Annotated in this window: 17 protein-coding genes and 2 pseudogenes; 7 read left to right on the top strand and 12 right to left on the bottom strand. The window is 37.8% G+C overall.

Going from position 1 to position 21,186, the window contains the following annotated elements; translation table 11 throughout:
• Positions 1-163: 163 nt before the first annotated feature.
• Both MKL35_RS04820 and wecB read left to right on the top strand, forming a co-directional pair.
• Complete coding sequence (locus MKL35_RS04820) at positions 164-1,384, top strand: tetratricopeptide repeat protein (protein ID WP_199983380.1); 1,221 nt, start codon at positions 164-166, stop codon at positions 1,382-1,384.
• Positions 1,385-1,386: 2 nt separating this feature from the next.
• Complete coding sequence (gene wecB, locus MKL35_RS04825; protein ID WP_106479703.1) at positions 1,387-2,523, top strand: non-hydrolyzing UDP-N-acetylglucosamine 2-epimerase; 1,137 nt, start codon at positions 1,387-1,389, stop codon at positions 2,521-2,523.
• Positions 2,524-2,526: 3 nt separating this feature from the next.
• Here wecB and MKL35_RS04830 read toward each other — a convergent pair.
• From MKL35_RS04830 to MKL35_RS04860, 7 genes and pseudogenes are all read right to left on the bottom strand, one after another.
• Positions 2,527-2,844 (bottom strand): annotated as a pseudogene (locus MKL35_RS04830) (hypothetical protein); the annotation flags it as partial.
• A 4-nt stretch (positions 2,845-2,848) separates the two neighbouring features.
• Positions 2,849-3,409: pseudogene (locus MKL35_RS04835) on the bottom strand (hypothetical protein); the annotation flags it as partial.
• Positions 3,409-4,149, bottom strand: coding sequence for a hypothetical protein (locus MKL35_RS04840; RefSeq protein WP_002052464.1), 741 nt, complete (start codon positions 4,147-4,149; stop codon positions 3,409-3,411). The gene MKL35_RS04840 and the pseudogene MKL35_RS04835, both read right to left, overlap by 1 nt.
• A 194-nt stretch (positions 4,150-4,343) precedes the next feature.
• Positions 4,344-5,786 carry a deoxyribodipyrimidine photo-lyase gene (gene phrB / locus MKL35_RS04845; RefSeq protein WP_032010303.1) on the bottom strand — a complete coding sequence of 481 codons (1,443 nt, stop codon included), beginning with the start codon at positions 5,784-5,786 and terminating at the stop codon, positions 4,344-4,346.
• A gap of 103 nt (positions 5,787-5,889) precedes the next feature.
• Positions 5,890-6,372 (bottom strand): peptidylprolyl isomerase, encoded by a 483-nt coding sequence (gene slyD / locus MKL35_RS04850; RefSeq protein ID WP_002052512.1) that lies wholly within the window; start codon positions 6,370-6,372, stop codon positions 5,890-5,892.
• Between the two features lie 135 nt (positions 6,373-6,507).
• Positions 6,508-7,794: an NAD(P)/FAD-dependent oxidoreductase gene (locus MKL35_RS04855; protein WP_106479704.1), complete on the bottom strand. Its 1,287-nt coding sequence runs from the start codon at positions 7,792-7,794 to the stop codon at positions 6,508-6,510.
• Between the two features lie 98 nt (positions 7,795-7,892).
• Positions 7,893-9,212 (bottom strand): D-alanyl-D-alanine carboxypeptidase PBP6B, encoded by a 1,320-nt coding sequence (locus MKL35_RS04860; protein ID WP_002052978.1) that lies wholly within the window; start codon positions 9,210-9,212, stop codon positions 7,893-7,895.
• A gap of 171 nt (positions 9,213-9,383) precedes the next feature.
• Between MKL35_RS04860 and MKL35_RS04865 the strand changes: the two genes are divergently transcribed.
• Positions 9,384-11,087 carry a M61 family metallopeptidase gene (locus MKL35_RS04865; protein WP_022575299.1) on the top strand — a complete coding sequence of 568 codons (1,704 nt, stop codon included), beginning with the start codon at positions 9,384-9,386 and terminating at the stop codon, positions 11,085-11,087.
• Between the two features lie 401 nt (positions 11,088-11,488).
• A complete protein-coding gene (locus MKL35_RS04870) occupies positions 11,489-13,726 on the top strand; it encodes an NADP-dependent isocitrate dehydrogenase (protein ID WP_002052445.1) in 2,238 nt (745 codons plus the stop codon).
• A 118-nt stretch (positions 13,727-13,844) separates the two neighbouring features.
• Here MKL35_RS04870 and MKL35_RS04875 read toward each other — a convergent pair whose 3' ends face one another.
• Positions 13,845-14,633, bottom strand: coding sequence for an rRNA large subunit pseudouridine synthase E (locus tag MKL35_RS04875; protein WP_004707608.1), 789 nt, complete (start codon positions 14,631-14,633; stop codon positions 13,845-13,847).
• Between the two features lie 200 nt (positions 14,634-14,833).
• On the opposite strand from MKL35_RS04875, the gene icd reads away from it, so the two are divergent.
• Positions 14,834-16,090 carry an NADP-dependent isocitrate dehydrogenase gene (icd, locus tag MKL35_RS04880; RefSeq protein WP_017394328.1) on the top strand — a complete coding sequence of 419 codons (1,257 nt, stop codon included), beginning with the start codon at positions 14,834-14,836 and terminating at the stop codon, positions 16,088-16,090.
• 81 nt (positions 16,091-16,171) lie between these two features.
• Here icd and MKL35_RS04885 read toward each other — a convergent pair whose 3' ends face one another.
• The 4 genes from MKL35_RS04885 to MKL35_RS04900 all read right to left on the bottom strand — a co-directional run bounded on the left by MKL35_RS04885 (position 16,172) and on the right by MKL35_RS04900 (position 18,594).
• On the bottom strand, positions 16,172-16,663 hold the full coding sequence (locus MKL35_RS04885; protein ID WP_079377796.1) for a hypothetical protein: 492 nt from the start codon (positions 16,661-16,663) through the stop codon (positions 16,172-16,174).
• Positions 16,664-17,074: a hypothetical protein gene (locus MKL35_RS04890; RefSeq protein WP_002052664.1), complete on the bottom strand. Its 411-nt coding sequence runs from the start codon at positions 17,072-17,074 to the stop codon at positions 16,664-16,666. It lies immediately after the preceding gene.
• A gap of 219 nt (positions 17,075-17,293) precedes the next feature.
• On the bottom strand, positions 17,294-17,419 hold the full coding sequence (locus tag MKL35_RS04895; RefSeq protein ID WP_017394326.1) for a hypothetical protein: 126 nt from the start codon (positions 17,417-17,419) through the stop codon (positions 17,294-17,296).
• Entirely contained in the window at positions 17,416-18,594 is a 1,179-nt protein-coding gene (locus MKL35_RS04900) for a YbfB/YjiJ family MFS transporter (protein ID WP_270912985.1), read from the bottom strand. The genes MKL35_RS04895 and MKL35_RS04900 overlap by 4 nt, the downstream gene beginning before the upstream one ends.
• Before the next feature lie 96 nt (positions 18,595-18,690).
• Here MKL35_RS04900 and MKL35_RS04905 point away from each other — a divergent pair, with 96 nt between their 5' ends.
• A complete protein-coding gene (locus tag MKL35_RS04905; protein WP_032010300.1) occupies positions 18,691-19,572 on the top strand; it encodes a LysR family transcriptional regulator in 882 nt (293 codons plus the stop codon).
• Positions 19,573-19,769: 197 nt separating this feature from the next.
• Complete coding sequence (locus MKL35_RS04910; RefSeq protein ID WP_032010298.1) at positions 19,770-21,164, top strand: L-cystine transporter; 1,395 nt, start codon at positions 19,770-19,772, stop codon at positions 21,162-21,164.
• Positions 21,165-21,186: the final 22 nt, after the last annotated feature.

Genomic DNA, 21,186 nt, shown 5'->3' on the forward strand with positions numbered 1-21,186 from the left:
ATAAGACAGAATAGATCAATAATAAAAACGGAGATTAAATTATTCATTTTAAAAACATCCTTAACCTAATTTAACGGTGTAAATCATTATTTTTAATTATGATATTTATTGATCATTCCAAAAAAACTGCCCCTAATAACTCTAATCTACTGTAGAGGTGAAAATGAAAAATAGCAAAACAATAAATTCTATAACGCATTCAATATTACTTATGGGAGCAGTGATCTCTTCTTTAACGGTAGTGAGTATGAGCTCTGTTTATGCACAGGACCAAGTAGCTTCAGACTATAAACCTGGAAACCTCATTTATGATAAATGGGACAGATTTTATAAAATAGAGCAGTCTCAACCTCAAGAAGCAGAAAAAATTTTAGTTGAGCTGAGTAAGCTGACCCCTACAGATATTAAAGTTTGGAAAAGCCTTACTTACTTACAAATTCGGCTCGAAAAAAGAGATGAAGCTTTACAAAGCTTACGACAAGCGAGAGCTTTAGCTCCTCAAGATGACACTTTAAAATTACAAGAAGCATATTTGCTGAATCAACAAAAAAAGGATCGTGATGCATTAGTTCTATTTAAAGAATTAACTTCGTCTTCAGATCCAGCAATTGCAGCAAAGGCAACTCAGGCAGTTAAAAATTTAAGTGGAGGAGAAATTAAGCCATATTTTGGCGATATTTATTTTGCACCTTCTTATGAGTCACGTTATGACGATGTTATTTTTCCTTTAAAAGTTCGGTACGGAAAAAATATTGATAATGGACGAGCTCAAGTCTACGGTTTTCTTAATTTAAACCGTGATACTAAATCTCAAGGTGGGGTACGACCTGAAATTATTGATGAGAACGCAGTCACTCTTGGGGTAGGCGCAAATTATCAACCATGGATTTCAATACCGGTTCGAGCTTATGTCGAAGTTGGTGGAAGTTATGACTTGATTGACAGAAATAGAAAAAAATTTCGTGAAAGTGTAGTTGGGGGGGTGACAGGTTATCAAGAATGGTATTCACCATTGAACTGTAATCATACACTTTGTTTAGATAATTACTTTACCGATCTTTATGGCAATGTCGCGACTTATTCGAGAGAAGATTATAACGTTATTGGGGATTTGCGCTTACGTACAGGCTTAAATCTTTATAAGGGTGAGAGTGGGACTGTACAGGCTTATGTAAAATTGCATGGTTTAGCAGATAGTAAAGATGAATATTACAATAATTTATTTGAATATGGCCCGGGTATTTCATGGCAGCCTTTTAATTATCAACCAATAAAACTTCGTGTTGAACGTTTATATGGCAACTATTTTAAAGACGTACCTGTTAATACAAAAGATCATTACAACAACACTCGTGTAGAACTTGTTTTTTATAAGGACTTCTAATAATGAAAAAAATTTTTATTTCGATTGTATTTGGTACTCGTCCAGAGCTTATAAAGCTAGCTCCGGTAATTTTATTAGCAAAACAAGATTCACGATTTCAGGTAGAAGTGATTTTCACGGGGCAACATGATGAGTTAGTGCGAGATGCTATCGATTTCTTTGGAGTTGAAATTGATCACCGACTTAAGATTATGAATGCTGGGCAAAGCCTCAATCAGCTCTTAATTCATGGCTTGACGCAACTTGAACATGTCTACACCGATGGTCAAAAAAGAGATGCGATTGTCATTCAGGGCGATACCACAACTGTCTTAGCTGCTGGGTTAGTTGCATTTTCAATGAAGATACCTGTTGCTCATGTTGAAGCGGGTTTACGTTCATATGACTTAGACCACCCATTTCCTGAAGAAGGTAACCGTCAGTTAGTCTCCCGTATTACCAAATGGCATTTTGCCCCTACAGAGCAGTCAAAACAAAATTTGTTAAATGAGCAAATTCAGCCAGCTTTAATTACGGTGACAGGTAACACTGTAGTAGATGCTGTGTATTTAGGAAGAAAAATAATCGCTGAAAAATCTGGTTTGAAAAATCAGCTTGATCCCTACGGAATTGAATTAAAACTAAATGATAAGGTTGTACTTATTACAGCTCATCGCCGTGAAAATTTTGGTGAGGGAATTCAAAATATTTGTAATGCGGTTGAATATTTAGCAAAACAGCATCCAGATTTGCATTTTATTTGGCCTGTGCATTTAAATCCAGCTGTACATGATGTCGTACATGATAAGTTTAGAAATCATGCTCAAATTCATCTTGTGAAACCTCTAGATTATCCAAGTTTATTAGCTGTTATAGACCGTTCGACCTTTATTTTAACGGACTCTGGTGGTTTACAAGAGGAAAGCCCATCATTTAATAAGCCAGTGTTAATTTTACGAGACACGACTGAACGTCCAGAAGTGGTTGAGGTGGGGGCAGGAGTACTCGTTGGAACAAACCAGCAAAAAATTATTGAAGAAGCTGAGAAACTTTTAACAGATTCAGAGCATTATCAAAAAATGGCAAATGTTGAAAATCCGTTTGGCGATGGACGTGCTGCTCAGCGAATATTAGATGAAATTGCTAAAACTTTTGAATAGAGATCATTTATTCTGAAGTTCTGATTCGTTTATGGCAGTAGATGTACTGCCGTAAACGAGCCGATACCATAAACCGACAATATAAACTGACCAGCGTCCCATATAGTGGGGACCATCAAAAATGTAAATAGTTTTACCTTCATAAGCTTTAATTTGAGAAATAATTTCCCAAGGATAGGCTGCCCGGAATTGTCCATTTTTCTTGGTGCGAAAGGCTTCTAGCACAATCACCGTTTTATCTTTTCCAAGTGTTTGTTCAAGTTGGTCTAGAATACGTCTAGCTTGTTCGGGAGTTCTTACTCCCACACCTACGCCGTCTTGGGCCGTTAAAGTCTTTGGCCGAATAAAATAAATGCTGACCTTGTCGGATTTCTCTAGATGGTAAAGGGACGGCTGAAGAATTTAACTGGACAATATAACTTCCAGCTGGCTGTGAAATTAAATTTTCATCCCATCCTGTACTTACGAAAGCAGCCATTGGCCTTAAACCAATAGCAGTTGAAAAAGTAGCCTTTGCGGCAAAATACTGAGGTTGTTCAGTTTTAAAAAGTACGATGGGGATAGCACCTTGGCTCACGGCTTCTTTTAATAAAAAATAGTGGGGGAAACCAAATACTTCATCTGGCAAGATAATGCCGGGGCGAATTCCGTTGTGAACAAACTTTTGAAAACTTTCGGAACTAATCTGATCAAGGGTGAAGACAGGCCACCATGTATCTTGATAAGGAAAAAACATGGAAAGATCGTTAGAACTTTGCACTTCAGTTTTTATTTGTTCTGCTTTAATTTCGCAATGATAATATTGCCGATAGAACTGCTGTAGAGTGGCATCTGGATATTGGCTAGATGCAATCACAATTCCACAAATGTTAAGAAGATTAGACATTAATTCATCTCCTCAGGTGGAATTGGAATAATTTTATATTCCACCTCAAGACGCAACGTCATAATTTCTCTTAATTTTTTAATAAATTCAGGTTCTTGTTCAGTTTTTTGCTGACGAATCATAATGCTGTATATATTTTCGAGATCATCATCTGCAAACTGAAAAACAATTTCATTGGGCTGATGCTGACTCAAAATTTTGATCATTTCGTTTTGAGTAGTTTTCCAGACGTCATCACCTAGCATTTCTTTAATGAGACTACGATTAAGAATCTTGATTGAAAAGACTTCATAGTCTTGTACATTATGGTGATCAAGAAGCTTAAAAAAGCTACGCTGGAAATATTTCAAAGCGCTGATAGGGAAAATATCGCGGCGATAATTTCGATCATAGCTTTGAATATCCCGATATTTTTGAACATTAATTTCAATATTGTGGCGTACAGCACTTAAAAACAGCGGAATAAGAGGAATAATAAACAGTAAGAGAAGCTGCCGCTCAATATGAGTTTGTGCACCTAAGTCGAGTAGAAAATATACAGCAACTCCAATAAATGCGAGTAAACCAACAATTAAAGACAAGCCAACTTCTAAAAAAGCACCCGAAATTAAAAGAAGAAGAATAAAGATCCAGCTTCCTCTAAAACTAACAGGCAACCACTCATATGCAACCATTCCCATAAATAGATGTGCTGCGATAATCCATAAGACGAGTGTTCTACCTGGGTTCTTTTGTTGCATGCGAGCTATGCTACCTTTTTTGTAATGTTAATTTTTTTATACTTTTATAATGAAAGGTGTTCATTTGCGAAGTTATTGTTGTTTCTGTCCTTTTTAAGTATCTGCTATGTTTATTTGTAGTTGAAAGTCCCTTTATAGTCAAATCCCGTTTTTATTTTTTAATCAAACATAAACAGATAAGACGCAATTCTTATCTAAATATGCTTGAATGTTTCAATTGCTTTTAATCGTGTTTCTTTTAAATCTACAATTGGTTTTGGATAATTTAAACTCAAATTGATTTTGCTTGAGTAGGGGTCATGAATGGATTTATTGTCCAGATGAGCCAGTTCTTTCACCCATTTACGAATATAGTCCCCATTAGGATCAAACTTTTGTGATTGGGAAATCGGATTAAAAATTCTAAAATAAGGCACAGCATCTGTTCCTGTTGAGGCACACCATTGCCATCCCCCATTATTTGCTGCCAAATCTCCATCAATTAAATGTTGCATAAACCACTGTTCACCAATACGCCAGTCAATCAATAAGTTTTTGCATAAAAACATGGCTGTAATCATACGTACTCGATTATGCATCCAACCTGTTTGTAAAAGTTGACGCATCCCGGCATCCACAATAGGAATGCCAGTTTGTCCTGTTTGCCAAGCTTTTAGGTGCTCTGGATTATGGTTCCATTTAATTTTCTGAGTATTTTTCTTAAATGGAAGATGCTTAGAAACATACGGAAAATCAAATAAGATGTGCTGGTAGAACTCTCGCCAAATAAGTTCATCTAGCCATGTTTGTTGACCTTCATTGTCTAAGTGAAAGTTGCTGTGTTGATTACGAAAGAGTGCTTGTAAACACTGCCTTACAGATAAGATTCCAATATTTAAATAAGGAGAAAGTTTGCTTGTGCCATGCACATGAGGAAAATCTCGCTCAACTTTATAATGGGATACAGAATCTTCGACAAATTGGTCTAGTTGTTCTAATGCATATGACTCGCCAACAGGCCATAAATCTTGCTGTTCTTTAGAAATAGATGAACAAAATAGTTTTTCAATTTCTGCCAAGTCCACACTTTTTTCATCTAAAAACTCTAATGAAATTTCATTTTGCTTATGTGGTAAAGGGAAGCATTGAGGTAAACCGCTGGTATCTAGTTTTGCATAACATGCTTTTTTGAAGGCACTAAAAACCTGATACGGTTGTTGTGATTGATTGCGAATGGAACGTAAAGGGAAAATTGTACGATCATGAAATAAAAAAAGCTCTTTGCTTTCCTTATTTAAAGAATCTTGTACTGTTTTATCTCTTTTTAATTCATTTGCACCCATTTCAATATTGGCATGGACATTTTCAATATTATATTTCTTGCTGAAATCAGAAATAAACTTAGCAATATCTTCCCAATAAGGAATGACTTGGATAACAAGTGGAATATGAAGTGATGCTAATTCTTTTTGAAGCTCTTTGAGCTGCCGTAAATAAAAACTAATTTTTATTGGAGCATCGTCGTGTTGTTTCCATTGCTCTGGCGATAAGATGACTAATCCAATTGAAGGCCCTTGCTGACAGGCATGCCATAAAGCTGCATGATCATGTATTCGTAAATCTTGTCGGAACCAAATCAATTGATAAGCATTTGACATGCATAGTCCAATAATAAATTAACTTACTGAATATTATATAAAATAAACGCATAAAAAAAAGCAAAGCCGAAGCTTTGCTTTTTATCATCTTGTGAAAGATGAATTAGTGGTGGTGACCACCTGCACCATGTACGTGACCGTGATCTAACTCTTCTTGAGAAGCTTCACGGATTTCTACGATTTCAACTTCAAAAGTTAAATCTTGGCCAGCAAGTGGGAAGTTAGCATCAACTACAACGTTGTCGCCTTCAACCGCTTTAACAGTAACGATTTGAACGCCGTCATCTGTTTGAGCTTGGAATTGCATACCAGGTTGGATGTTATCAACACCTTGGAACATTTGAGCTGGAACTTCTTGTACTAGGTCTGGGTTGTATTCGCCATAACCTTCAGCAGCTGGTACGTTTACAGTGAATTTATCACCAACAGTTTTACCAGTTAATGCATTTTCTAAACCTGGAATGATATTGCCTGCGCCATGCAAATAGGCAAGTGGTTCACCTTGAGATTGATCAAGTGTTTCACCCTCAGCGTTTGTTAATTTATAGTGGAATGAAACCACGTGGTTATTTGCAATTGCAGTCATGTTTTTGATCCATTCAATCAATTAAAGCGTACATCATAAAGTGAAAAATAAATTTTGTAGACTACAAAATCTCAATCTTTAACACTTTTTCTAATGCGTTTTTATCTATATAGGGATGAACTTAAAAAATTCAACTCAATACAGCTTAATTTTTGGACGTACTCGTCTTGTAAGTAAATCTTTCACTGTGAGTAGTCCAGCTTGAGTGTATCCATGAATTGTTGCTTGATGTAAACGATATAAAGATACGTACATCGTTTTAGCAATATATCCTTGTACACTGACATCCCCCAGCAATTCTCCAACGGCTTTATTACGACTTAAAGACACAAGCGAACCTTTGTCGTTAAATGTAAACATTGGCTGTGAGCGGCCATTTAGCCGAGCAGCCATTGCATCGACTAAAAAGCTTGCTTGTTGACTGGCAACTTGAGCACGTGGTCCGAGTGGGGGATTTCTTGCGTCGAGTTGACAGTGTGCACAATCACCGAAAGCAAATACATTTGGATCGGAGTAAGTTTGCAGAGTTGCGTAGACCATTAAACGATTAATATTGTCACGTTCGAAATCAGTAAAACTTTCAAGAACTTTTGGCGCTTTTACGCCAGCTGCCCATACCGTAATATCACTTGTGAGTTGATTACCGTTGCTGAAATAAATGCAGTATTTATCAACTTTTTCAACGCGGTGTTGAGTTAAAATTTCGATGCCCATTTTTTGGAGCTGTTTTGCACTATGCTCAGCCGTTTTTTCACTTAAAGCAGGCAGGATTCGTTCTGATGCTTCAATCAGTGTGATTTTGACCTGTTTAGGATGGATCTTTTTCAAACCATAGCGATAAAAGTTTTTGGTTGTTTCAATCAGTTCTGCTGCAAGTTCAACCCCAGTTGCACCCGCACCAATGATTCCAATATTTAACGTGCGTTGATCTGGTTGATTTTGCGCTTCGATATATAAATGTAAAAGATCTTGCTGGAAAATATCTGCTTGTTTTCGGCTATCGAGGAAATGACAGTTTTCGCGTACCCCAGGTGTGTTAAAGTCATTTGACACTGAACCAAGCGCTAAAATAAGCGTGTCATAATTCAGTTGTTGAACATGCGTGTTTTGTTCTTTGGATACTTGAGGTGGTACGACATCTATTATTTTTTGATCTTTGTGTATCGCAACAAGTGTTCCTAATACAAACTCGTAATGATGTTTTTCTGCATGGGCAAAATAATTGGTTTGTTCTTCGTGAGGGTTTAAGGAACCCGCAGCAATTTCATGAAGTAGAGGTTTCCAGATATGAGTCAAATTTTGGTCGACTAATGTAATTTTAGCTTTACCACTTTTCCCAAAAGTTTCACCGAGTTGTGTGGCAAGTTCTAAACCACCCGCACCACCACCGACAATAACAATATGATGTAAACTTTCGGCCATTTTTATCACCTAATTATTTTTCTATAAAAAAAGATGGCTAAATTATGCCATCTTTTATTTATAAAATTTATTGTGCCTCTGTGCACAAATTGATGTTTTTAGTGCGAATCTACTGGGTAAAGTTTTGCGGCACTATGGTTACTCGATGAAAAAATAGAGAACAAATTTGAGAACCACATCACGATTCTTTGGAAAATATTCGCTTCTTCAATATGCACATCATTTTCAATTTGTAAGCTGCGAATCAGCTGATTATTTTGATAAATTGAAACAGTTGCCAAGTTCATGGCTTTCATTAAAGGCGCAGTTAACTTTTGCTCATTTAACTGAATATTTACACGAGTTTGGGTTGTTTCAAGTGGAACAATAGTCTTCGGTTGCTTATTGCTATCAAGAACTTGAATTCGCTGTGTAGCGTAGTCAAATGTATTTAAATCAATTGGTGCTGGCTCAGCATATAAAGAAGTTGTGACAATGGTCGGCTGCTTAGTTTCTACTTTAAACATTTTTAAAGTTGATTTAATGACAGGTAGTTCAGCAATCAATTTTTGTTCAGGAATAACCACTTCATCACGTGTATAAGCATAAGCAAGGTTCATTAATTTATCGGCAATTTCAGCACGTTTCACGGCACTTGGTGTACCTAAAACAATAACCAGTAAACGTCTTTGCGGTAAGTTGGGCGAAAATGAAGGACGTGAAGCCGTTAGAGCCAAGTTATAACCTGCTGCTTTGGTATAGCCAGTTTTTAAACCATCTACAGATGGATCATATTTCAGAGCAAGGTTAGTTGCATGGTGAAAACGTTGATTGTAGCTAAAGCTTGGCATTTTTGAATAATGTAAATATTCAGGAGTTTGGTGAATCACTGCCTGACTTAATAAGCTTAAATCATGCGCTGTCGTGTAATGATCAGGCATTGTAATCCCGGCAGGATTACTAAAATGCGTGTCTTTCATGCCTAAAGCTTGAGCTTCTTGGTTCATACGTTGTACAAAATGAGGCACATCACCAGAAATTTTTTCGGCTAAAGTCACAGCTGCATCATTTGCCGACATCACAATTAAACCAGCCAAAAGCTGATCAACTGAAATTTGCTCGCCTGCTTTAAGGTACATTTGTGATTCATCCCACTGCACCACGCTTACGACTGGTGTTGCGGTAATGACTTCGTTCAGTTTTAGCTTTCCAGCCTTAATCTCTTTTAATGCAATGTAGGCCACCATCATTTTGGTTAAAGATGCTGGCGCACGTTGTACATGACTATTATGCTCAGCAATGATTTGTCCAGATTGAGTGTCTACAATTGTCCATGCAGCGGCTTCAACACTTTCAGGAGCAATATTAAGTAGAGCAGCATTGGTAAGAGTAGTACAGAAAATACTAAACAGTGTAAAAAGAGATAGGAAGAATTTCACTAGGTGACCTTGACGTTTACTGGCAAATACGGAACACAGATGCCCAGCATGCTATGCCTTTTTTTTGTAGAAGGCTAGTGTGAATTGTTGCCAAAAAATACATCTACGCAAGTCGATACAAAAAAGTGATAATCTAATGTGAAACCGTTCTTATTTTAAATTGAAGAATTTATGTTGCATTATCAAATAGAGTTCGATGATTACAAACAACACCTTGTTCACGTAACAATTCGTTTTTTAGCGAATCCAAATCAGGAACTATGGTTACCAACGTGGATTCCAGGCAGTTATTTAATTCGTGAGTTTTCTAAGCATATTGAGGCTGTAAAGGCCTATGATGAAGCTGGACGCATGCTCAATATTAAAAAAACTGAAAAAAATCGCTGGCGGTTATTTAATACCGATCATGAGTTAATTACTGTTGAATACGATGCGTATGCTTATGATTTGTCGGTACGTGGTGCTTATGTAGATCAAACGCGTCTATATATTAACCCTGCCTGTGTGTGTCTAGGCTTGGAAGGTCAAGAGCAATCTGCTTGTGAAGTAGAAGTCTTTTTGCCTGATGAGCTGAAACACTTTCAATTAGCAACTGGTTTAGCTTCAAAAAGCTTAGTTAAGGGACGTTTTACCTTAAAAGCTGATCATTATGATCAACTCATAGATAGTCCATTTGAACTTGCGGAGCAAACACGTTTTAGCTTCGAAGCTCATGGAATTGAACATGAGTTTGCAATTTCTGGACAGCACAATACCAATGTAGAACGTTTAAAAACAGACATTGAAAAAATTTGTGCAGCCGAAATTGAAATGTTTGGTTCAGCACCATTTAAAAACTATACCTTTATGACGATGGCTACAGGGAATAGTTATGGTGGCTTAGAGCATTGTAATAGCACAAGTTTGATTACACCACGTGATGATTTACCAAAATCGAATGAACCAACTGAACCTTCGAAAGATTATCAACGTTTCTTAGGTTTATGTAGCCACGAGTATTTTCATTCTTGGTTAGTGAAGTTTATCCGTCCAGAAAACTTTGCAAACTATAATCTTCATCAAGAAGGTTATACCTCGCTACTGTGGATCTTTGAAGGGTTTACTTCATATTATGATGATCTCATTTTATTACGTAGCGGTGTGATCTCTCAGAAGTCTTATCTAGATTTGTTGAAGTCACAGCTTGATCGTTATTTACAAAATCCGGGGCGCTTTGTTCAAACAGTAGCTGAATCAAGTTTTGATGCATGGATTAAGTTTTATCGTCCAGATGAAAATACGAATAATGCCGGTACGAGCTATTACAACAAAGGCGCATTAGTTGCCTTATGTCTAGATTTAGGCTTACGTTTACGTGGTTCCAGTCTAGATGCCTTAATGCGTCGTTTGTATGAAAACACGCAAAATGGTATTCAGGTCAATGAGCGTACTGTTTTTGATTTATGTGAAGAGTTAACTGGCGATAGTTGGGTTGAGCAGATTAATCATTTGATTAATACCACTGAAGAATTGCCGCTTGATCAGTTATTCCCTGAGTTTGGCTTAAGCTATACGCTTAAAAATGATAAGACCTTGGCTTATGGCTTAAAGTTAACTGATAAGCCGGAGGGCGTATTAGTACAAAATGCTCACCGTGAAGGAGCTGGTGCAAAAGCTGGTATTTCTGCCAATGATGTCATTATTGCAATTGATGGATTAAAAGCGACCACAAAACTTATGGAGAAATATGCTAAACAAAAGGGCAGTTACCCAGTCTTGGCTTTCCGCCGTGATGAGTTGTTATCATTTGAGGTTACAGGCGACAGTATCAACTTAACTGAAGTTGAACTTGTTGTTGAAGATCAAAGCAAAGCTGATAAATGGTTAAAAGCCTAAATAACAGTGAATTAATTTATAAAAAACCGATGTTTCGTACATCGGTTTTTTACTTTTTAGTAGATTATAAAAATTGAAATAGGTGTTATCTTTGAGTTTATTTTGAATGAAAAGTATAATATTTGTCAGAACTCTGAAAGATATCTCATGTAATTTAACAATGTCCTATATCTAAAAAGTTGGTAAACGTGCATGTATTACCATAAGTTAGGTATAAGATTATTAACAATAGATTTAAATTATGTATTATTTCGCTGCGAAATGTCGTTATCACTGGATATTTCGTTGACTGAAAGCCAATGAGAGCCGATACTCTCAGGGTTTTATTTAAGCATATCGGTTCGTAGGTACTGGGCCAAAAGCTCGGTCCTCAAAACTCAATTCAACGGAAGGGGCTATATATGGCTGGTGAAAAGTCAACTATCATTTACACACTGACTGACGAGGCGCCATTATTGGCGACTTATTCGCTACTGCCGATCATTGAGACCTTTACTAAGCCAGCAGGTATCGAGATTGTTAAAAGTGACATCTCTGTAGCTGCACGTGTGCTCGCAGAATTCGCTGACTACCTAAGTGAAGAGCAAAAGGTATCCGACAACCTTGCTGAGCTAGGTCGTCTTACACAAGATCCAGATACTAACATTATCAAACTCCCAAATATTAGTGCCTCTGTTGCGCAATTGACAGCATGTATTAAAGAACTTCAATCTAAAGGTTATCCAATTCCTGACTATCCGGAAAACCCAGCGACTGAAGAAGAAAAAACAATCAAAGCTCGTTATGGCAAATGCCTAGGTTCAGCAGTAAACCCTGTCCTTCGTGAAGGTAACTCAGACCGTCGTGCTCCTGCTGCCGTTAAAAATTACGCTAAGAAACACCCTCATTCAATGAGCGAGTGGAAACAATGGTCACAAACTCACGTTTCACACATGGAAGAAGGTGACTTCTACCACGGTGAAAAGTCAATGACGCTTGACCGCCCACGCAACGTAAAAATGGAACTTATCACAAATAGTGGTAAGAGCATTGTTCTTAAGCCAAAAGTTGCGCTTCAAGAAGGCGAAATCATTGATTCAATGTTCATGAGCAAGAAAGCACTTTGTGATTTCTATGAAAAAGAACTTGATGATTGTAAAGAAGCAGGAATTTTATTCTCTTTACACGTTAAAGCGACAATGATGAAAGTTTCACACCCGATTGTTTTCGGTCACTGTGTGAAAATTTACTATAAAGAAGCTTTCGAAAAACACGGTAAGTTGTTTGATGAATTAGGCATTAACGTAAATAACGGTATGGCTGGGTTATACGAAAAAATCGAAACTCTTCCAACATCATTACGTGAAGAAATCATCGAAGACTTACATGCTTGCCAAGAACACCGTCCTGCACTTGCGATGGTTGACTCAGCAAAAGGTATTACTAACTTCCATTCGCCTAACGACATTATCGTAGATGCTTCTATGCCTGCAATGATCCGTGCTGGTGGTAAAATGTGGGGTGCTGATGGTAAGCAATACGATGCTAAAGCAGTAATGCCAGAATCAACATTTGCCCGTATTTACCAAGAAATGATCAATTTCTGTAAATGGCATGGTAACTTCGATCCGAAGACTATGGGTACAGTGCCAAACGTTGGTTTGATGGCTCAAAAAGCTGAAGAATACGGTTCTCACGATAAGACTTTTGAAATTCCTGAAGCAGGTATCGCAAACATTACCGATCTTGACACTGGTGAAGTGTTATTGACTCAAAATGTTGAAGAAGGCGATATCTGGCGTATGTGTCAGGTGAAAGATGCTCCGATTCGTGACTGGGTAAAACTTGCAGTGACTCGTGCACGTAACTCAGGCATGCCTGCGATCTTCTGGCTTGACCCATATCGTCCACACGAAAATGAATTGATCAAGAAAGTACAGAAGTACTTAAAAGATCACGATACGACTGGTCTTGATATCCAGATCATGTCTCAAGTACGTGCTATGCGTTACACACTTGAGCGTGTAGTTCGTGGTCTCGATACAATTTCTGTAACTGGTAACATTTTACGTGACTACTTAACTGACCTGTTCCCAATTATGGAACTTGGTACTTCTGCGAAAATGTTGTCTATCGTTCCGCTTATGGCGGGTGGTGGTATGTACGAGACTGGTGCAGGTGGTTCAGCACCTAAACACGTACAACAACTTGTTGAAGAAAACCACTTACGTTGGGATTCGCTTGGTGAGTTCCTTGCGCTTGCAGTTTCTTTAGAAGAAATGGGTATTAAAGAAAATAATGCTCGTGCGAAGTTACTTGCGAAAACACTTGATGAAGCGACTGGTAAATTACTCGATAATGACAAGTCTCCATCACGCCGTACAGGTGAGCTTGATAACCGTGGTAGCCATTTCTACTTATCACTTTACTGGGCAGAAGCACTTGCAGCTCAAGACGAAGATGCTGAGTTGAAAGCTAAATTTGCTCCACTTGCAAAAGCATTAGCTGAAAACGAACAGAAGATCGTTGCTGAGCTTGCTCAAGTACAAGGTAAAGCAGCTGACATCGGTGGTTACTATGCAGTTGATCCTGCGAAAGTAAGCGCTGTAATGCGTCCAAGTGCTACATTTAATGCAGCGCTTTCAACTGTTCAAGCTTAATAACTAATTCGTTAGTAAATAGCTGAAAAGCCGGTGCATATGCGCCGGCTTTTTTATTTTTATAAATAATAGCTATTAAAAAAGCCCACTTATGTGAGCTTTTAAAAATTAAATGTTTTTATCGACCATTACGGCTACGACCACGAGGTGCTTTAGTATTTGGACGAGTTGTACCGTTAGTTTTACGACGTGGCTTTTCACTTTCATCCATTTGCCAGATACGTTTTGTACCAGACTTTTTAACAGAACCATCTTTATTCTTACGAACCATTGGTTTGCCACCTGTACCCCCAGGTTTTTTCACATACGAGCGTGAACGATAAGGTTGTTCAGCCGGAACATCTTTAAAGTCTGGGTAGAGTAGAGGTTCGATTTCTTTGGTCTCGCCCGGTTGTAATCCTAATTGGACTAAATCAATCGAACCGATTTTAGTACGAATGAGACGTAAAGTCGGGAAACCTACCGCAGAGGTCATACGACGAACTTGGCGGTTACGACCTTCACAAATAGAGATTTCAATCCAAGATGTTGGAATACTGGCACGGTAACGTACAGGAGGGTCTCGGTCCCATAACCATTCAGGTTCACTTACCTTAATTGCTTTAGCTGGTAAAGTCATACCATCATTAAGCTCTACACCTTTACGAAGTTGCTCAAGCGCTTCTTCGGTAACATCGCCATCAACTTGAACTAAATACGTTTTGTATTTTTTATTCGCAGGGTTAGTAATGAACTGATTCAAACCACCATGATCGGTTAAAAAAACTAAACCCTCAGAGTCCATATCAAGACGGCCTGCTATGCGTAAAGTCGGGTCATCTATAAAGTCAGACACCGTCATATGCGCTTCGTCTTTACGAAACTGGGAGAGCACGTCATAAGGTTTGTTGAGAATGACGATTTTCATAAAAAATGACTTCTTCTTTCAAATAAGAGGTAAAAACATTGAGCAATATTTAAGTGTGAAATTTGCTTATTTCCCACATAAATCTCAAAAAGGATTAAATTCGATTAAGCTATTATGCGTGAATAAAAGTTGAAAGTATTGTTTATCGATAATTATTTTTGTTTGGTTAGTTAAATATTATAAAAGGGAGAATCTACACAATGGGTTATCAGAAGATCGTTGTTCCTGCCGACGGTGATAAAATTACAGTAAAAGCAGACCTGTCACTGAATGTACCGAATCATCCAATTATTCCTTTTATTGAGGGTGATGGTATTGGTGTAGATATTACACCTACAATGAAAAAAGTTGTTGATGGGGCAATTTTAAAAGCCTATGGCGGCAAACGTTCCATTGAGTGGATGGAAGTATATTGTGGTGAAAAGGCCAATAAAATTTATGGCACTTATATGCCAGAAGAAACTTTTGAAGCCCTGCGTGAATTTGTCGTTTCAATTAAAGGCCCCCTAACTACTCCAGTTGGTGGCGGTATACGCTCACTCAACGTTGCACTACGTCAAGAATTAGATTTGTACGTATGTGTACGTCCTGTGCGTTGGTTCCAAGGCGTCCCTTCACCTGTTCAGCATCCTGAATTAACCGACATGGTTATTTTTCGTGAAAATTCGGAAGATATTTATGCAGGTATTGAATGGAAAGCCGATTCGGAAGAAGCTAAAAAAGTTATTAAATTCCTTCAAGAAGAAATGGGGGTCACAAAAATTCGTTTTCCTGAAGGATGTGGTATTGGTATTAAACCCGTTTCCAAAGAAGGATCGCAACGTTTAGTTCGTAAGGCCATCCAGTTTGCCATAGATAATGACAAACCATCGGTGACTCTTGTTCACAAGGGCAATATTATGAAATATACCGAAGGTGCATTTAAAGAATGGGGATACGAGTTAGCACTAGATCGTTTCGGCGGTGAACTCATAGATGGTGGCCCTTGGGTTAAAATTAAGAACCCTAAAAATGGTAAAGACATTATTATTAAAGATGTAATTGCAGATGCTTTCTTACAGCAAATTTTGATGCGTCCTGCTGACTACTCTGTAATTGCAACCCTTAATTTAAATGGTGACTATATTTCCGATGCATTAGCAGCAGAAGTAGGGGGGATTGGAATTGCACCCGGTGCAAATATTGGTGGCGCTATTGCAGTTTATGAAGCAACACATGGAACAGCACCTAAATATGCTGGGCAAGATAAAGTAAACCCCGGATCAATTATTCTATCTGCTGAAATGATGCTTCGAGACATGGGATGGACTGAAGCGGCTGATCTGATCATTAAAGGAATTTCAGGAGCGATTGCAGCTAAAACGGTAACTTACGATTTTGAGCGTTTAATGCCGGGCGCAACCTTATTGCGTTGCTCTGAATTTGGTGATGCCATAATTCAACATATGGAAGATTAAACTTAAATAAAAAGGCCCTCGAACGAGGGTTTTTTTATGTATATAAGTATTTATACATTTTTATGCTATTAAAAATTAAAGCTAAGAGTGGGCAGTGTATACCCATAATAAACAAGCCAATACTGTAAAACTTAGCAATATTAAACCTTGTCCGTGATGAGTAGCATACAGAGGTACATTACCAATGCTATGCGTCATTTTATAGTTCAAAACAGGCCTGATACAAAAGAAAAAAAGAGGTAATGATAAAATCACTGTATTACTAATTTTAATGCTATAGCGGAAATAGTAACTAAATAGCCCTATCGTAGCCGCATATAGCAGCGTTTTGAAAAGCACTTCACCACTGGTATATATATCTATGCCAATATAAAAATTAAACTTCCATATAAGAAGGCTAACTGTAGCAATTATTGTAATAATGCCGACAACAACCGCATTTGCTGGGTTTGATACATTGTACATTTTTAAAGTTTTTAATTGGTATAAATTAATTTGAATAAAATATATATTATAAAAAAGTATAGTACATTGACTATTTTTAACTTTATAAAACTCCTCAAAAAATCTGATTTAGACATTTTGCGACTCACGCGAGTTTGAACTAGTCTCTTTAAATACCCATAAGGCAAAACAGAATATAATGACTATTAGTAGACCTAAACTTTGACCATGACCCGAAAGATAAAACGGAACATCTGGGATGGTTTGAAGGGCTTTATAATCAAGAATTGGTTCTAGCCAAAAGTACGCGAATGGAACAGCAATTAAAAATTGTGTTGTAAACTCAATATGATCGCGTGTTAAAAAGCCAAGAATAGCTGCTGTGGCAATATAGATAATGATCTTTACAGAGACCTCATAGGATGTTGTGATATCCAGTGCAAAAATGGTCCGGCATTTAAATGCCAGTAATGAAACACAGATAAAAGCAAACATCGCCAAGAGCTTTAAAAGCTCATCAATATAATTGTTATTGCTCATGTCTTACTCTATTTTAAGTATTAAAAATTATAAATTTTTATCGAATATAGATCAGAAAATAACACTCTACATTGACATAATATGACATTTTTTGTCAGTTGAGCTTACTGAGTAGGCGTATAGACATAGGCGTTATGCAGTTAGCTCTACTGATCTACTCATTAATTTTGACAAACTACGATTACTCAATGAAAAGCCCCTTATGTATAGGGGCTTTTTTTATTGCATAAATTCCGGATGTTTCTGGGGCTTAGAGCTACCAATTTTCTTTTGATAGCTTTGGTCTAAAGCCTGAATAATAAGTACAAAGACAATTAAAAAGAGAGGAAAGTACAAGGTTTTCATAGTTTGGTTTCTCCGAGAGAATTTGGTATGGAAGAATGCGTACGAATTAAAAGGCTCAATGCAAATAACAAAACAATGCCTCCCATTAAAAACAGATGGGTATAAGACCAATGCAAGTGGTGTAAGGTACTAATAACAACGCCACCTAATAGCTGAGTGCTAGCAAACCCAATGGTGGCAAGGCTCCAGATTTTTTGATAACGCTGCTCATAAATCTGTAGCAGACTATAAGAGCTAATAAATACAGTGGCTGGTGTAAGTAGACCTGTAAGAAAGGACGATAAGGCGAGTAAAGCAGTAGCATGGGAAAAGAATGGTAAAGCAACTGCCAAGCAGTAGACACCGTATAGCCATTTTATGGCTTGTAAATAACCAGTAAAGCGGCTTAAACAATAAGCCACAAAGGCGCCAATACAGCTTCCTGTCCCATAAAGAATCCAAAATAAATTTCGTTGTTGCAAGGGAAAGTGTAGGGTTCCCGATAAGTAGTCCATCCAGAACAAAGAGTGGGGAATATAAGCAAAAGCACTGCACATATAAGCAATAATAATGACAAGCCCCAAAGGTGAGTGTTTGAAGTTTTGAGGAGCTTGCGTTGTGACTTGTACGGCCTGAGTAGACTGATATTTTAATAAGTGGAAAAGAACGAAACTGCCAATAATAGAGAGTACTGCAAAAATGCTCCATACATATTGAACAGACATGTTTTTGAGTGCAGGAATAATGAGAGTAGCAGATAACACGCCTGCGCCAATACCACTAAACCCTAAAAAATTAACTTTAAGTCTTTGGCTAATTGCAATATTTTTCATAGCAAAGCTAGGTGCTAAAATCATGAGTAGGCCACCCGCGACACCTGAAATAGTACGCCAGAGAACAAACCAAGCCATAGGCATGTGTATAAACGAACAGCAGAGCAGGCTTAAACTGCCGAAGACAGCTGAACTTGTGATCAAAGCGGGAATAGATTTTTCTTTAATGCTAAACAGTGCCAATAGTGCGCCAACCAGATAGCCCAATAAATTTGCACTTCCTAAGTAACTTGCAAAATCATGAGTCCATCCATATTGCACAATCATGATCGGCATGAGTGCAGTATATGAAAATCTAAAAATACCAATTCCTAGGCAAGTCGCTAAAAAGACAAGCAGGCTCATTCGATAGAACGTAGACATGGGAAGTCTCTCAATTTTTTTATTATTAAAAGCGAGTTTATTTATCATTAGAAATGATTTAATATGATATTAATTATCTTGTTTTGAGATAGTGGTATGTTGCTTAAGTCTTTAGAGTTTTTTTTAGCGGTTGCAGAGAGTGGAAGTTTTTCACTAGCTGCACAAAAAATGTGTACGGTTCAATCGAACATCACAAGTCATGTGAAAAAGCTTGAAGAAGAGTTAGGCGTGGTTTTATTAAATCGTCATAACCCCGTTACATTAACTAACGCAGGGCAGCAGCTACATAGTTATGCTGTGCAAATGATCGCACTGCATAATAAAGCGAAAAAAATTTTTCAAGAAGGTGATATTGACCCGAATGAAACCATTCGTTTGGGCAGTATGGAAACGACAGCAGCAATACGACTTCCTCAATTGCTTAATCAATGTATGCAGCAATATCCGAATTTACCAATTGAGCTTCAAACTCACCCAACCCGATATTTGTTAAACGCGGTGCAACAAGGAGAAGTCGATTGTGCGTTTGTTGCTTCTAAATATGTAATTCCAGAGTTATATAGTTTTCCAGTGTGGCAAGAACAACTGGTTTTAGTTTGCCCAAAACAACAAGCTCACTTTCCCGACATTACCACCCTCGCAAAGACTCGTTTTATTGCGTTTCGACAAGGTTGTTCTTATCGGCATGCAATTGAACTGTTTTTAAATGATCATAGTGTGCCACCTTCACAAATTATGGAAATGGGTAGTCTCGATGGCATTGTAAGCTGTGTGGAGTTAGGTGTCGGTTTTGCTTTGTTGCCCAAGTCATATCTGAGCAAAGTAGCCGATAAAGTCTCATTAAATTGTTTTGAAATTAACACTGAATCTGCACATTTCACTACTTATTTGGTTGCTCAGCCTCCTGAAACATGGGGCAGTAATTTAAAGCAATTTATTTGTTTTATTGAGCAAAACTTTATACAGAAATGCGCTTAATTTTTATACATAAATATCCTACTTATCTTATGTTTTAAAAGTGATATATATGTATTTAAAAGTCATTTTATATTCTCATTCAGATCAGTAATGATCTGCATGCTAGAAAATTGTTGAAAAGGGTAGTTTATATAGGCCGGCTATGGTCAAATATGCCCCCTTAAAAGATGACACAAGCAATAAGTTGGAGTTTGGGAATGAATATACCCTTAATCATCAATATTGTGGTTTTTGTCGGGTTAATATTTTTACTCGCCCAAACACGTAAAACGGACTGGAGCTTATCTAAAAAAGTTCTAGCTGGCTTAATTTTAGGTGTAGTGTTTGGTTTAGGACTACATTTGATTTATGGCGGTGGCCATCCGATTCTTGCTGAATCTATTAGCTGGTTTAATATTGTTGGTAACGGCTATGTAAAACTTTTACAAATGGTCGTGATGCCTTTGGTCTTTGTTTCGATTTTAGGTGCGGTAGCGAAGCTGCACCAAGCTTCTTCTTTAGGAAAAATCAGCTTCTATACCATCGGGACTTTGTTATTTACGACACTCATCGCTGCGCTAGTTGGAGTATTTGTGACGAACTTGTTTGGTTTAACTGCCAAAGGTTTGGTACAAGGGGCGGCTGAAACAGCTCGACTTACTGCAATTCAGACTGACTATGTGGGTAAAGTAACGGACTTAAGTGTACCGCAATTTATTCTTTCTTTTATTCCGAGTAACCCTTTTGCTGAGTTAACGGGTGCAAATCCGACTTCAATTATTAGCGTGGTTATCTTTGCTGTATTTTTAGGGATAGCAGCACTCAACTTGATGAAAGATGATGCAGAAAAAGGTCAACGTATTCTGACGGCTATTCAGACTTTACAGTCATGGGTCATGAAGCTTGTTCGTTTAGTAATGACGCTTACACCGTATGGTGTTTTTGCTCTCATGACAAAAGTTGTGGCAAGTTCAAATGTTGCGGATATCTTGAATCTAGGCGGTTTCTTGGTCGCGTCTTACTTAGGTTTGGCGATTATGTTTATCGTACATGCCATTATTTTGACTCTGACTGGTGTTTCTCCACTTAAATTCTTCAAGAAAGTTGCTCCAGTTCTTACATTCGCGTTTACGAGTCGTTCAAGTGCAGCAAGTATTCCATTGAGCATTGAAGCGCAAACTCGTCGTTTAGGCGTGCCTGAGTCTATTGCAAGTTTCTCAGCTTCTTTTGGTGCTACCATTGGTCAAAATGGCTGTGCGGGTTTGTATCCTGCAATGTTAGCAGTAATGGTTGCGCCAACTATGGGGATTAATACGTTAGACCCAATGTGGATTGCTTCGTTAGTGGGTATTGTGACTTTAAGTTCAATTGGCGTAGCAGGTGTTGGTGGTGGTGCAACTTTCGCTGCGCTGATTGTGCTTCCTGCGATGGGCTTACCTGTAACATTGGTTGCACTTCTTATTTCAATTGAACCTTTAATTGATATGGGCCGTACTGCGTTAAACGTAAATGGTTCGATGACTGCTGGTGTAGTTACAAGCCAATTTATGGGGCAGACCGACAAAGCTATTATGAATAGCGAAGATGAAATTGAATTAACTCAACATCATTAAAAGTTAATATAAAAATGGCTCA

The organism is Acinetobacter sp. AOR41_HL, assembly GCF_027854645.1.
In the GTDB taxonomy this organism is placed as follows: Bacteria; Pseudomonadota; Gammaproteobacteria; order Pseudomonadales; family Moraxellaceae; genus Acinetobacter; species Acinetobacter nosocomialis.